This is a genomic window from Peribacillus sp. B-H-3, assembly GCF_048572925.1.
Lineage (GTDB): Bacteria > Bacillota > Bacilli > Bacillales > DSM-1321 > Peribacillus.
This window is the reverse complement of record NZ_CP183879.1, coordinates 3,229,952-3,244,343: the sequence shown is the minus strand read 5'-3', so window position 1 is coordinate 3,244,343 and position 14,392 is coordinate 3,229,952. Positions and strand designations below refer to the sequence as shown.

At 42.9% G+C, this 14,392-nt stretch carries 14 protein-coding genes; all 14 read left to right on the top strand.

All coding sequences use genetic code 11. The features are described from left to right. Positions 1-124: 124 nt before the first annotated feature. The 14 genes from ACN6MY_RS16105 (at position 125) to deoD (ending at position 14,353) form a co-directional block, all read left to right on the top strand. Complete coding sequence (locus ACN6MY_RS16105) at positions 125-1,162, top strand: Ger(x)C family spore germination protein (RefSeq protein WP_419881101.1); 1,038 nt, start codon at positions 125-127, stop codon at positions 1,160-1,162. Between the two features lie 303 nt (positions 1,163-1,465). Continuing rightward, the gene (locus ACN6MY_RS16100; protein ID WP_419881100.1) at positions 1,466-2,824 is read left to right on the top strand and encodes an aspartate aminotransferase family protein; all 1,359 of its coding nucleotides are present in this window, start codon (positions 1,466-1,468) and stop codon (positions 2,822-2,824) included. A 13-nt stretch (positions 2,825-2,837) separates the two neighbouring features. Next, complete coding sequence (locus tag ACN6MY_RS16095; protein WP_419881099.1) at positions 2,838-3,536, top strand: CoA transferase subunit A; 699 nt, start codon at positions 2,838-2,840, stop codon at positions 3,534-3,536. After that, entirely contained in the window at positions 3,515-4,174 is a 660-nt protein-coding gene (locus ACN6MY_RS16090) for a 3-oxoacid CoA-transferase subunit B (RefSeq protein ID WP_419881098.1), read from the top strand. Before ACN6MY_RS16095 ends, ACN6MY_RS16090 begins: the two co-directional genes overlap by 22 nt. A 13-nt stretch (positions 4,175-4,187) precedes the next feature. Further along, on the top strand, positions 4,188-5,456 hold the full coding sequence (locus ACN6MY_RS16085) for a peptidase (RefSeq protein ID WP_419881097.1): 1,269 nt from the start codon (positions 4,188-4,190) through the stop codon (positions 5,454-5,456). 45 nt (positions 5,457-5,501) lie between these two features. Beyond that, the gene (gene ablB, locus ACN6MY_RS16080; RefSeq protein WP_419881096.1) at positions 5,502-6,344 is read left to right on the top strand and encodes a putative beta-lysine N-acetyltransferase; all 843 of its coding nucleotides are present in this window, start codon (positions 5,502-5,504) and stop codon (positions 6,342-6,344) included. Between the two features lie 80 nt (positions 6,345-6,424). Beyond that, positions 6,425-7,810 carry a sigma-54 interaction domain-containing protein gene (locus ACN6MY_RS16075; RefSeq protein ID WP_419881095.1) on the top strand — a complete coding sequence of 462 codons (1,386 nt, stop codon included), beginning with the start codon at positions 6,425-6,427 and terminating at the stop codon, positions 7,808-7,810. A 172-nt stretch (positions 7,811-7,982) separates the two neighbouring features. Beyond that, a complete protein-coding gene (gene ablA, locus ACN6MY_RS16070; protein WP_419881094.1) occupies positions 7,983-9,404 on the top strand; it encodes a lysine 2,3-aminomutase in 1,422 nt (473 codons plus the stop codon). A gap of 1 nt (position 9,405) precedes the next feature. Continuing rightward, positions 9,406-9,684 carry a YokU family protein gene (locus ACN6MY_RS16065; protein ID WP_419881093.1) on the top strand — a complete coding sequence of 93 codons (279 nt, stop codon included), beginning with the start codon at positions 9,406-9,408 and terminating at the stop codon, positions 9,682-9,684. A gap of 375 nt (positions 9,685-10,059) precedes the next feature. Then, positions 10,060-11,271, top strand: a complete 1,212-nt coding sequence (locus ACN6MY_RS16060) for an IS4 family transposase (RefSeq protein ID WP_419881092.1) — start codon at positions 10,060-10,062, stop codon at positions 11,269-11,271. 662 nt (positions 11,272-11,933) lie between these two features. Next, positions 11,934-12,158 (top strand): YozE family protein, encoded by a 225-nt coding sequence (locus ACN6MY_RS16055; RefSeq protein WP_419881091.1) that lies wholly within the window; start codon positions 11,934-11,936, stop codon positions 12,156-12,158. Positions 12,159-12,299: 141 nt separating this feature from the next. After that, a complete protein-coding gene (locus tag ACN6MY_RS16050; protein ID WP_419881090.1) occupies positions 12,300-13,019 on the top strand; it encodes a hypothetical protein in 720 nt (239 codons plus the stop codon). A gap of 145 nt (positions 13,020-13,164) precedes the next feature. After that, positions 13,165-13,335: a YozD family protein gene (locus ACN6MY_RS16045; RefSeq protein WP_071352607.1), complete on the top strand. Its 171-nt coding sequence runs from the start codon at positions 13,165-13,167 to the stop codon at positions 13,333-13,335. A 313-nt stretch (positions 13,336-13,648) separates the two neighbouring features. Continuing rightward, positions 13,649-14,353, top strand: a complete 705-nt coding sequence (deoD, locus tag ACN6MY_RS16040; RefSeq protein ID WP_071352608.1) for a purine-nucleoside phosphorylase — start codon at positions 13,649-13,651, stop codon at positions 14,351-14,353. Positions 14,354-14,392: the final 39 nt, after the last annotated feature.

The window sequence follows — 14,392 nt, the reverse complement described above, 5'->3', positions numbered from 1 at the left end:
GACTGAGAATATGATCTGGCTGCTACAGCTCAATTTATCTCGGTATCGTCCCTTTATCTAATTGTGATCCTGCCTGTGATTCTGCTCATTTTTGCTTTGGTCTTAAAGAGAAAGGAATAACCATATGAAGCGCTCTCTGTTGATTATAATGGCAGCTGCCGTTATCCTGTCAGGCTGCTGGGATCAGCGTCTGATTAAAGAAAGCAATTTAATACGCATCGTAGGCTATGACAAAGAAAAAAACCATAAGCTTAGGGAGTCAGTAGGGTATCCTGTCGTGGCACATGGAGAATTATCTGCCGTACAGCCCCAAAGCAATATTAATTCGACAATAAACTATTCTCCAAGGGATGCAAGGCTTGCTATGGACCGGAAAGTGGTACAGACTTACGATTCTTCAAAGGTAAAGGTTTTCTTATATGGTGATGCTTTGGCGAAGGAGAATGTATACAACAGCCTTGATGTCATTTACCGTGATCCCAAAGGCTCCCTGAATTATGAAGAGCTGATCCAAAGCGGAAATGAATTGGGTATGTATCGATTGGATAACGTCCAATCATTATGCACAGCGATATTCACGGAAGGAAAAGACATTGTTTTGCCCTTCATTAAGCTAAGGAAAAAAGAAGGCAGGGCAGACATCATTGGTACAGCTTTGTTTCACCATAAGAAAATGACAGGGCAGCTTAATTATGAAGAATCATCCATGCTGACACTATTGAAAAAAATGAAAAAAACCAAATCTCCTTATTTTTCATTTATTATTGGAAAGCAAACATCAGCAGGAGAAAGAGCTTTGAATGCAAGAGTGAAAAAAATCAAAGGAAAAATGAACATCCAATATAATGAAATTCAAGGAGCACATGTAAAGATCAGCTACAAAGTAGATATGGAAATCAGCCAATACCCTCCAAACCATCTGACAGAAAAAAAGACGGTTGATGCACTTTCTAAAAAAATGAGTGCTAAAATGAATGACCTTGCTTACACTACGATTGAAAAACTGCAAAAAGCCAACTGTGATGCTTTGGGGATTGGCCAGAAGCTTCATGCTTTTCATTATGATGCATGGAGCCGACTGACTTGGGACAAAGATTATCCCAATGTGAAAATTACCCCCGATATTAAGGTGAACATCATTCAGCATGGAATCATCAATTGATAACAAGGTGTTATCTTTTAAGGAAGGCTTTATAGGGAGTCACCTAACGATCACAGGGTTCTTGCGTCTGGATGTACCTGAAATAAAAGGGGATATTTAACAGTTAATCAAAAAATAGAACTGCAGCAGCAAGGAGGGCCATTGCGGACACCTCCTATTTTTTATGGCTTCATATAAAAAGGCTGGCCCTTTATGTCAGCAGGAAAAAGGTTTCTTTCATTTATTTCCTGTGAAAGATTGCCGCAGCACCCACATACAATTCACTATAGGTATGTTTTTTAAGAGAGAAAAGGAGTGGGCCAGGTGAAACAGCAATCTTCATTGATAAAGCCAGTGCTAGATGCCGGCTATCCGACAATCAGCCATGGAAAAGGCGTGTATTTGTATGACCATGTAGGAAAGGATTATTTGGATGCTTCCTCTGGGGCAGTGACGGCAAATATCGGCCACGGAGTCGAAGAAATAGAAGCAGCCATGGCAGAGCAGGCTAAAAAAGTATCGTTTGTATACCGCTCGCAATTTACAAGTGATGCAGCCGAAAATCTGGCATCGAAAATCAAGGAGATGACGGATGGAAAAATGCCCTGGAGTTTTTTTGTCAACAGCGGTTCAGAGGCAACTGAAACGGCCATGAAAATCGCAATTCAGCACTGGCAGGAAAAAGGGAAACCGCAAAAGAGCAGGATTATATCACGCTGGATGAGCTATCATGGCATAACGATGGGGGCTTTATCCATGTCAGGATATCAGCAGCGCCGCGAGCGATTTACAGAATATCTGGAGTCCTTTCCCTCCGTGCCTCCTCCATATTGCTACAGATGCCCGCTCGGAATGGAACCTGGCACATGCGGGATGGCCTGTGCAAAAGAACTGGAGTCATCTATTAGGAGAATAGGGGAGGATCATGTTGCAGCTTTCATTGCAGAGCCGGTTATCGGTGCAGCTGGCGGGGCGATCTCTCCGCCAGAAGGATATTTCCAGGAAATTAAAAGGATTTGCAAAAAATATAACATTTTATTTATTGCTGATGAAGTGATGACAGGATTTGGCAGGACAGGAAAGATACTGGCCTGTGATCACTGGGATGCCTGTCCCGATATCATGGTTTTCGGAAAAGGGATGAGCGGCGGATACACCCCAATCGCAGCGGCGGTGATGGCAGAACATGTTATACAGCCTATTTTAAAGGGTTCTAAATCTATAATGGGCGGACATACATTCAGTGCTAATCCCCAATCCTGCGCCGTTTCATTGGCGGTGCTCGAATATGTTGAAAAACATGATGTAGCTTCCAAAGCAGCAGCTTCAGGGATTTTTTTGAAACAGGCATTAAAAAAAACGGCTGAAGATCATTCTTTTATTGGAGATGTCAGGGGGAAAGGCCTGCTCTTAGGGATGGAATTTGTGAAGAACAAGCAAACGAAAGAGCCGTTCCTCCGTTCGATAGAGGTAACTAATACATTTATTTCTCTGGCACAGAAAAACGGTTTGCTTCTTTATCCGGCCGCATCCGGACATGATGGGATTACAGGATCTGCCGTCATGATTGCACCTCCGTTAACCATCACGGAAGCAGAAATGAACGACCTGCTTTTCAGGCTGGATTTGACATACTCTGATTTTACGAAAGCAGCATTGCCGGGATTCATGGAATCCAATTAAGGGGGGTGTATAAATGAGTAATGCTTATAACAAAATATGCAGCATGGAAGATATCAAACATGTTTTCAAGGATGGAATGACGATTTTATTCGGAGGATTCGGCGGTATTGGAACCCCGCCTGGCCTGATTGATTTAATCCTACAGTGCGGAGTGAAAAATCTTACTGTCATAGGAAATGACGCGGGCTTCCCCGATATTGGGATCGGCAGGGCCGTTACGGCCAGGAGGGTGAAAAAAATGATTGTTTCCCATATCGGCTCCAATCCGAATGCGGGAGGATTTATGACATCCGGTGAAATGGAAATTGAATTCTCCCCACAAGGGACACTTGCTGAAAGAATAAGGGCAGGAGGCATGGGGCTCGGAGGGATATTAACGGATATTGGGCTTGAAGATGATTTTGTAAAAAGAGAAAAAGATGTGATCACCGTGGACAGTAAAAAATTTTTGGTCGAGCCCGCCATAACGGCTGATGTGGCCATTGTGTATGCCGAAAAAGCGGATCCCTATGGAAATCTTGTGTATGATAAAAGCGCGCGCAACAACAATCCCCTGGTTGCCATGGCAGGAAGCAGGACCATTGCAGAGGTACGTGAAATCGTTCCGCTGGGCTCCCTGGATCCGGAAGAAATTGTTTCACCGGGTGTTTTTATCGACCATATCATTGAAAGCAAGGGGGTAAGCTGGAAATGGGCCTGGGAGAAGATATAAGAAAAAAGCTTGCAAAAAGGGCGGCAGAAGAAATTAAAAATGGAATGCTTGTGAACTTAGGAATCGGCATACCATCCCTGGTCCCTGATTTTCTTCCTGAAAATCACACAGTCATGTTTCATGCTGAAAATGGCATAGCAGGCATGGGCCAGACGCCAAAAAAAGGAGAAGAAGATCCTCATCTATGCAATGCAGGAGGCTTTCCTGTATCTGTGAGAAACGGTGCTTCCTATTTTGATAGTACAGTAGCTTTTGGAATGATCAGGAGGGGGAAAGTTGACGTGACTGTACTCGGCGCCCTTCAGGTGAGTGAAAAGGGCGATCTTGCAAATTGGATTGTTCCGGGAAAAAAAGTGCCTGGCATGGGTGGGGCAATGGAGCTTGCCTCAAAAGCCAAAAAGGTCATTGTATTGATGAACCATACCGATAAATGGGGGGCTCCCAAACTTGTCGAAACCTGCACCCTGCCGCTTACATCAAAGCGCTGCGTACATATGGTCATCACTGAAATGGGTGTTTTCTCTGTGAATGATGCAGGTCTGGTTTTAAGTGATCTATTCAGGCCATTTTCCGTCTCGGATGTTGTTCAAAAAACATCAGCCAGATTTACCGTTTCATCAGAACTAAAGATCATTTAGGGGAGGGTGCCTGATGACATACCAAAAAGAGATCAGCAGGTGGCTGAGCGGCAGTAAAAAAAATGCCATTAAACTTCTTCAAAGGCTCATCCAGGAGCCAAGCAAGAGAGGGAATGAAGGGAAGGCGCAGGCAATCATCGTAGAAAAGTGCAGGGAACTGGGGCTTGAAATTGATTTATGGGAAATTGGGGATGAAACCCTTAGAAATCATCCGCGCTTTTATTGTGATCGAACGGATTTTAGTGAGAATCCGAATTTAATAGCCGTTAAAAAAGGAAGCGGAGGCGGAAGATCCCTGATTTTGAATGGCCATATTGATGTAGTGCCTGAAGGAAATGAAGAAGACTGGGACGAAGACCCATACAGCGGAAACTTCCATGAAGGAAGGATATATGGCAGGGGAGCATCAGATATGAAGGGAGGAACGGTTTCTTTGCTTCTGGCTCTTGAAGCATTGGCAGCTCTCAATATTCCACTTAAAGGCGATGTAATATTCCAAAGTGTGATAGAAGAAGAGAGCGGCGGAGCAGGGACTCTTGCTGCTGTGCTGAGAGGATATAAGGCGGACGGGGCAATCATCCCTGAGCCGACTAATATGAAAATATTTCCGTTACAGCAGGGATCCATGTGGTTCAGGCTGACCATTAAAGGAAAATCAGCGCATGGCGGGACAAGGTACGAGGGAGTGAGCGCCGTAGATTTAGCTTCTGAGGTACTGGCGGAGATTAAAAGATTGGAAGAGAAAAGGAATGGAAATATTAAAAGCCGTCTGTACGAAAATATACCTATTCCTATACCAATCAATATCGGGAAAATTTCTGCCGGTGAATGGCCTTCGTCTGTACCTGATAAAGCAGTGATTGAAGGAAGATTTGGAATTTCTCCCTGGGAAACGGTTGAAAGCGCTGAACAGGCTCTTGAGCGCTTTGTTTCAGAAATCAATGCCAGCCATGAATGGTTTCAAAAGAAGCCAGTGGAATTGGAATGGTTCGGGGCAAGATGGCTTCCGGGTAACTTGGATCTCGAACATCCCTTATTGCAGGCGATATCGAATGAATACAGGCGCGCCTTAGGCTCTGAACCTGTTTTAGAGGCTTCGCCGTGGGGAACTGATGGAGGATATCTTTCCAATGTGGGGGAAACGCCTGTCATTGTTTTTGGTCCCGGAGTAACGGAAAAGGCCCATGAAGCGAATGAATATATTGAGGTGGACAAATTGATACAGGCCGCTGAAGTTATTGCGCTTACGATCATTAACTGGTGTGGTATAAAATCTGATTAATCCTGCAAAGAGATGAATAAAGCTGTACTAAGGAGTGATTTGTCGATGCAGCCGGAAGAAAAAACGATAATGAAACCTGGATTCTCCCTTTCCATAACATTAGACGCTTTTAACAAAAGAGCAAGAACAGATGACTGCCTGGGCCAGATAGCGGCAATATCCGGGGAGTCCATCAGGATAGCCCGTGAAATGAGCGCTGAAAAACTTATATTTAAAGCAAGGAAAGAACAGGCAGAGCACCTGCTGGAAAAGGGTTTCGTGCTGGAAGCGTGTATACCGGGATACTTTCTTGGCAGTGACTGTTATCTGTTCTCCAAGTACTTTAGCGATCAAAGAAGAAACAGCGGATTCTGGGCAAAGGAGGATTCTATACTAGAAGAAGTAACAAAGCTTAAAAGGAAGCCTGAAACTGTCAGTCTTCCAGCTGGCTATGGCGCAAGAAGAGCCGTCATGGAAGATGCCGATGAATTAGCTCTCCTTTATTCTTCTGTATTCGAAATATATCCTGTCCCTATGAATGACCCGGAATATATCAAAAAGTGCATGGGCAAAGACACGGTTTTCTTTATTTGCACATTTGGCGGAAAGATTGTCAGTGCTGCTTCTGCAGAATGCAGCACTGTGTACCATAATGCGGAACTGACAGATTGCGCAACCCTGCCGGATCATCGGCAATTTGGACTTATGAAAATATTGCTTTCAAGGCTTGAAAAGCATCTATTTGAAAACGGGAATTTTTGTGTGTATTCAATAGCGCGTTCTCTTTCGTTTGGTATGAATGCGGCCTTTCACCAGCTTGATTATACATATAGAGGAAGAATGGCCAACAACTGTTACATTTTTGACAAGCTGGAAGATATGAATGTTTGGGTGAAGAATTTAGCATAGCTGCCAAAAATCCGGCATGTTATTGGCAAGTTTCCGGCATCGTCTCATATATTGGTAAAAAGAGAGATAGGAGGCCATGCATGCAGGGGGATTTTAATACGAATGAAGTACTGGAAGCCATATTAAAAAGCATAGACGAAGGAATACATGTTGTCGGCACAGACGGGCGGACGATATTTTATAATGAAGTGGCAGCAAACCATGATGGGCTGAAGGCAAACGAGGTCTTGGGGAAGCCGTTATTGTCGGTTTTTCCTTCCCTGACCAGGCATTCCTCCACCCTGCTTCAAGTTTTACAAACAGGAGAGCCCATTATTCACAAAAGCCAGACTTACCTGAACCTGCATGGAAGGAAAATAGAAACCATGAACACAACCCTTCCTATAAAGGTAGGTGAAGAACTCATCGGTGCCGTTGAAATTGCAAAGGATTTCACCAAGCTGAAAGTCCTTTCTGAGCGGCTTTTGGATTTGGAGCATACACTAATAACAAAACCGGCGATAAAAACAGGAACAAGCGGAGCATTCTTCACTTTTAAGGATATTCTTACAGAAAACACTGAGTTCAGAAAAAAAATCGAACAGGCCAAAAAGGCAGCACAAGCCGATTCACCTGTGCTTATTTATGGAGAAAGCGGCACAGGCAAAGAGCTGTTTGTGCAGAGCATCCATAATGCATCGAAAAGAAAAAACGGGCCATTTATTGCCCAAAATTGCGCCGCTCTCCCTGAAGCGCTGCTTGAAAGCCTGTTGTTTGGAACTGCGAAAGGCAGCTATACCGGCGCTGTGGAACGCGGGGGATTATTTGAACTTGCAAACGGGGGGACACTTTTTCTGGATGAACTTCAATCCATGCCTGTTGCCCTGCAGGCCAAACTTTTGAGGGTGCTGGAAGACGGCATGGTACGTAGAATTGGAGGAAGCAAAAGCATCAGAACGGATGTAAGGGTGATGGCGGCAATGAATATTCCCCCTTCTGAAGCAGTAAAAGAAAACCTCCTGCGGGGCGATTTATATTACCGCCTGAACGTGATGAGCTATGAGCTTCCCCCGCTCCGTGAACGAAAAGAAGATATAGTGATACTTGCCTATCATTTTATGAATCATTTTAATGAAAAATTCAGCCGTAAGGTTACCGATTTAAGCAAAGCTGTCAGAAAAACCTTTATTGACTATCAATGGCCTGGAAATGTCAGAGAGCTCAAGCATACGATTGAGTTCATGATTAACCAAACCGAAACACAGCAGCTGCAAAGCAGCGATCTTCCGGTATCTTTGCATGCAGTTCCTCGGGAAACGCCAAAATTTTCGGAGTTCCTGCCTTTAAGAGAGGCAGTGAGGCGGACGGAGTCACAACTGATTGAAAAGGCTCTCGCAGCTTCAGAAGGCAATATCCTTAAGGCGTCAAGGCTGCTTGATATTCCCAGGCAGACGCTTCAATACAAAATTCAAAAGGGGAAGAAATAGCAAAAAAAAAATCCTGTTACGCTTGTACAGGATTTTTTTGCAGTAAAGAGAAGCCAGGGGACATCCAGCACCCCTGAAAAGATGAAATATTTATGTTAATGAGAGGTAATTGTCTATTTTGGCACGATTCTTGCATTAAATATAGGTATCAGTTTTTGGGGGAGGAAATAATATGCATTACGACTTATTTAAACCAGATCGCCACTGGAAGGATATTGAATTATGGAAAGACATTAGTGATGAGCAATGGAACAATTGGATATGGCAATTGACGAATACAATCAGGACCCTGGATGATTTAAAGAAGGTCATCCATCTAACAGAGGACGAAGAGGAAGGTGTGCGGATTTCTACGAAGACGATTCCTCTGAATATCACTCCTTATTATGCATCCCTTATGAATCAGTATGATCCGCGCTGTCCGATCAGGATGCAGTCTGTGCCCATTTCAAAGGAACTTCATAAGACAAAATATGATATGGAAGACCCCCTTCATGAAGATGAAGATTCACCGGTTCCGGGCCTGACACACAGATATCCGGACCGGGTTCTATTTTTGGTGACAAATCAGTGCTCCATGTATTGCAGATACTGTACAAGAAGAAGGTTTTCCGGACAAATTGGCATGGGTGTTCCCAAAAAGCAGCTGGATGCTGCGATTCAATATATCCGTGAAACACCTGCTGTAAGGGATGTCCTTATTTCTGGCGGAGACGGGCTGCTGATCAATGACACCATATTGGAATATATCCTGAAAAATCTGAGGGAAATCCCTCATGTTGAAATCATCCGCATAGGCACCAGGGCGCCTGTTGTATTTCCGCAGCGCATTACAGAAAATCTGTGCAATATCCTGAAAAAATATCATCCAGTCTGGCTGAATACCCATTTCAATACCTCCATTGAAATTACAGAGGAATCTAAAAAAGCCTGTGAGATGCTCGCTGACGCTGGAGTGCCGGTGGGGAACCAGTCTGTGATACTTGCTGGCATTAATGACAGTGTGCCGATAATGAAAAAACTGGTCCATGATTTAGTGAAAATAAGGGTAAGGCCCTATTATATTTACCAATGTGATTTATCTGAAGGCATCGGACATTTTCGGGCCCCGATTTCAAAGGGACTAGAAATTATCGAGGGATTGAGAGGACACACGTCCGGTTATGCTGTGCCTACCTTTGTTGTTGACGCACCAGGGGGTGGAGGCAAGATCTCACTGCAGCCAAACTATATCATTTCACAATCACCGTCTAAAACCGTGCTGCGGAACTTCGAAGGCGTAATTACTACCTATCCGGAAACAGAGAATTACACACCTGGCAGGGCAGATGGCTATTTTGCAGGGGTTTATCCGGATTATATGCAAAAAAGCTCTGACTCTGGAATCGCAGGCTTAATGAATGATAAGCAATTCAACCTTGTTCCTGAAGGATTAAAACGAATGAATAGAAGAAAGGACTACACATCTGATCCCGTTCATACCACTTTAAAGGACCAGCGTGAAAAACGGGATACGTTAAAAGAAAAAAAATATCAGGCACAGCAAAAAAACCAGCCTCAGCCCAAAGAGCTGAAAACAGAAGGCGGTGAATGAAATGGAACTTTGTCCCTGGTGCGGTGATGGAGTGCTCTCAAATCATAAGGAATCGGTTTACTGGGAACTGCCGGATGGCACAAAAGCCATTGAAATAAAGGAGACACCTTCAAAGCTCTGCAGCGACTGTAAAGCCAGCTTTCAGACGGAAGATATCGTCAAAACGATTGAAGACCAGCTGTTTTTAATCAACACCTCAATACTTGAAAAAGTGATCCGCTATGAGGAGCTGCTGAAAAAGGAAAGGCTGTTAAAAAGAAATTATTTTGACTTTACCTAAAAAGCCGTTAAAAACAGGCGAGGGTTCAATGCAGCAGCCTGGATACTGAGTCCTGTAAAATGGCCGGTCGATTTCCGCTCCAGGATGCTTTGCTTTCCGCGGGGCATGCGCTGAGCCTCCCAGGCGCCGGCGCATGAGGGGTCCAGCCCACTGGCTTTGCATACCTTCAAAAATATGTAAATTCGCTCACTTGAAGGCATAGACAAACACAAAAAAAGCTCCTATTGTAGATATGTTACATGTTTGTTCCCAAAAACAAACGATCTACAAAGGAGCATCAAAACCAATATTATGGTAGCTCATAAAACGGTTATTAGTCAATGTTTATCTTTATTGCCTACAGAGGACTTAGCTTGTCCTCTCTTAAATTACGACATGAAAAAGCTGACGGTTGAACAATTAGTAAAGCTTTTCATCACCGCGCAGCTGGATCATTGGAAATCCTACCCGGAATTTGATATCAAAATGCGTGCGTATTCCGGTCTCATGACGGAAATTGGTATCAAAGATATCAGTAGCTCACAATTAAGCAGAAGAATCAATGACCTAGATACCTCGGTCCTTCAAACCTTGTTCTTTAAAGTCGTCATGCAATTGAATGCTTATACCGATTCCCTTTCGGGTCTTCCCAATATCGGCCAGCTTCGTATCATTGATGCCACCCATATCAAGCTTCCAGCTGTTCTATCAGAATGGGCTTACGTGACAAAAGGCTGGAATGTGGTCAAAATGCACACCCGGTTAGTAGTGGCTTCACCTGATGTTCAGTATCCGGATAAAATTGTGCCTTCAAACGGGAAGGTTTCGGACCATGAAGGTGGAGAACTATTAATTGAACTTTCGGATGCGACCTATGTGATGGACCGCGGGTATATGGATAAAATTAGGATGAATCAATGGATTAAAGATGGAATTAAATTTGTCATCCGGTTAAAAAGTGATATCAGGATTGAAGTGAAAGAAGACTTCGAAGTACCCGAAGGGAACCAAATTGTGCGAGATGCAAAAGTCATACTCGGCGCAGAAGGTAAAATGGAACCTGTGCGAATGGTGGAATATCAAGATTCAAAAGGGAAGACGTATAAAGTAGTGACGACCAGATGGGATTTATCAGCCTTGGAAATTGCCGACATTTATAAAAATAGATGGATGATTGAACTATTCTTCAAGTGGATCAAACAATCCCTTCGATTTATCAAAGTATGGAGCACCAAACCACAAGGGATTTGGAATCAGATGTTCATTGCGATGATTGCCTATATCCTTATTCTCATGGTAAAGCTGAAAACAAAGTCTGAAAAAAGTATGTTGTCCATCCTAAAGCATATCCAGACGTATTTACACAGGACATGGGACGAGCTCATCGCTGCCTTGGCTTACAAGTCAAAGAAAACATCACGGGGACGGCAGAAAATCCCCGATAAGCAAAAGGGCAACGTACATTATGGTGGTGTAGCTTTGATTAAAGAGACAAGAAAAAAACAAGTAAAACGAATCATCAAACAAAATACTTACAAAAAATGGGAACAAATAGCAATCTTATTTGCCGGTTGTCTTTTTTGTTCCCACGGGGAAAATGTGATGTAAAAATATTACTTATATTCAATTTTATTTCCAACTATGCAAAGCCAGTGGGTCCAGCCTGTCCCGCTGATCCCCGCAGGAGTCTTCGCACCTTGCGCTCCAATCAACCTAGTGCTACTTAAAAAATATTAACCACACTTCAGGAGGTCAAATCCCTTATTCTAAGGGGTTTGGCTTATTTTGTTTTAAAATGGAGTTCGTCTATACTAAATGGGTGGATTCGATCATGCCCAGTTTTAAGCTAAGTCCTTATATGGGTTTCTATGACCTCTTGGTGCTAATGGAAATAGGTTAAGCGGGATTAAAATGACCTTGTCAACCTTACCTTTGTTTGAAGAGCTTAAGGATAAGTATTGCTTTCAAATCCCTATAATTAAGAACGATTGATAACCTGTCAGACGTGGATATAGATTGAATAACCAGCCGTAATGGGACAGCTCAAATGCTCAAAGGACCATGCCGCAAAAACGGGATACAAGACGTCAAATTCCCTCATTCTTTGGAAGTAATACATGTATGGCATGACTAAGGGATATATCGGGAATGAAGTTGTTAAACATCCTGCTTGCCTTGCAGTAGATTTCCATGCTTAAATACTTCTAGGCAAGCATGCAGTAAGCGGCAAAGCGGTTTTCCGGGGAAAAATGAGGAGGATTTGATTTCTTATGAAGGCTTTTTATTCTTTTTTAATGAAATACAGGCAGCCCAAAGACATAGATGAATTGACCAGCTTTGCGAATCGGGCTTATGAAGACCATGGATTTCCCAAACAATCAAAAAGCTATGATGAAGTAAGCAGATATCTTGAAATGAACGGCCATTATCTTGATAGCATGTCTATTTTTGACCAGGCATGGGAGATTTACCAGGAAGATGAAAAAGGTCTTTGATTTTGTTAATGTCAAACAAGGCACAGTATGCTTTAATCGGCTGGGATAATTTCCAGCCGATTTTCTTTTTAACCTGTTTGTTTCCTTCTGCATATAATTTAATAATCAAACTAAAGGACCTATGCTGAGGGGATGTCTCTTATGGGGAAAAGGAAACAGCCGAAGTTCAAGAAAGGCGATACCGTCGTGATCATCATGTATGGAACAGTCGGCAATATCACAGATATCAAGTATCTCGACGATAATTATGTGTATGAAGTGAATTATAGTGAAGGTTTGTATATCGAGAGCACTTTACAGCATATTTTCGAATATAAAGGCGAAGTGCATTATGAAAAAGAACAAGTTGACATCGATTACAAATTTATATTTGGCGATCTTGTTCAGGTTGATGGGTACGACCGGGATTATTTTAAGGTAATCGGCTTCAGGACGGAAATATGGCGGTATAAAGAAAATGCCTGGGAAGATGTCATCTATGAGCTTTCGAGGGTGTCGGATGGTGAATGGCTTGAGGCCCATGAAGAAGAGCTAACCCTGATTGCAGATGCAAAAGAGGCGGACGGCATCATTGAAAAACTTGGCTTGCTTCACTCTATAGCCAAAAAACCTGTGAAGGTAGATCTCAATAAAACGAAGAAGGATTCCCGCGCAAGCGAGCAGGAAACGTTAAACACGAAATCGGAGAAACTGGCTTTCATCGATGGGCTTCTCGATTTATATAATGATTATCAGCTGCTGTATGACATGTTTGGCGATGAAGATTTTAAACAGGTTATGAATATTGCCATGATCAAAGTCCAAAAGGCTGCAAATGAAGTATATAACTATGGTAATAAATATCGGGAGTCTTCTTCATGAAAAATGGCTGGCGGCTAAAATGAAAACTTATGGGACACCATACGCCAGCAGGCTTCATGAAGACGGGATTTTCCGGATCCATCACGAATAGACAAGGAATATTTGTCTTGTTTTTTTCATACATCTTTATTGAGGGGGCGATGATATGCGGGAAATCGAGGTATTTATTGATACGGAAGAAATTGCCGAGTTCTTTTTTAGAGAGCTTATGAAAAGGGGCTATATTCCTACAGCAGAAGAAGTAGAAGATATCGCTGATATTACATTCGACTATTTGCTTGAAAAAAGCATCATTGATGAAGAAATTGATGAGTAGGCGGCAATGAAGCCGGCAGATGGATTGCCCTTTTAATGAAATGATTCGAGAAGCTAAACGGCGGACACCCCCGCCGTTTTATTTATTTGTTGCTGTTTTTATTTATGCTCCTGACACATGGCTCGCTTGTGGAGCATGTAACGCTTAACCACGAAGTAAGGCGGATCCTCCGCAGAACAAAGAACAAAGCCATATATTTTTATCCTTTTGGCGATGCTGCCCATTAATATAGTTCTATTTCCCTTTCAAGATACCTGTGTGTTATATTAATGTAGGATATATGAATATCCTTTACAATGAGGAGGACAATACAATGAGTGTACATATTGGTGCAAAAGAAAACGAAATTGCAGAAACGGTCTTATTGCCGGGAGATCCGCTTCGGGCTAAATACATAGCAGAAACCTTTTTGGAAGATGCCAAATTATATAATGAAGTAAGAAACATGTTTGGCTATACCGGTACATATAAGGGCAAGAGAGTTTCCGTACAAGGAACAGGCATGGGAGTCCCGTCCATTTCCATCTATGTGAATGAATTAATTTCAAGCTATAATGTTCAGAATTTAATTCGTGTAGGAACAGCCGGAGCCATCCAGAAAGATGTTAAGGTCCGTGACGTCATCCTTGCCATGAGCTCATCAACAGATTCACAGATGAACCGCATGGCATTCGGGGGAATTGACTATGCGCCGACAGCAGATTTTGATCTTCTAAGAAAGGCCTATGATGCAGGACTTAAAAAAGGCCTCCGCCTAAAAGCGGGAAATGTATTCACAGCCGATCAGTTCTATAATGATAACGCTGACTTAGAGAAGCTTGCAAGATACCAGATTCTTGCCATTGAAATGGAAACAACGGCTCTTTATACGATTGCTGCCAAATTCGGGCGCAAAGCTCTTTCTGTTTTAACTGTCAGCGATCACATTTTAACTGGAGAAGAAACCACAGCCGAAGAAAGGCAGACCACTTTTAATGAAATGATCGAAGTTGCATTGGAAGCAGCAGCGGCAGAGTAAGCAGTCCTGCCACTCCCCATAAAGAGATCGGGCAGTAAA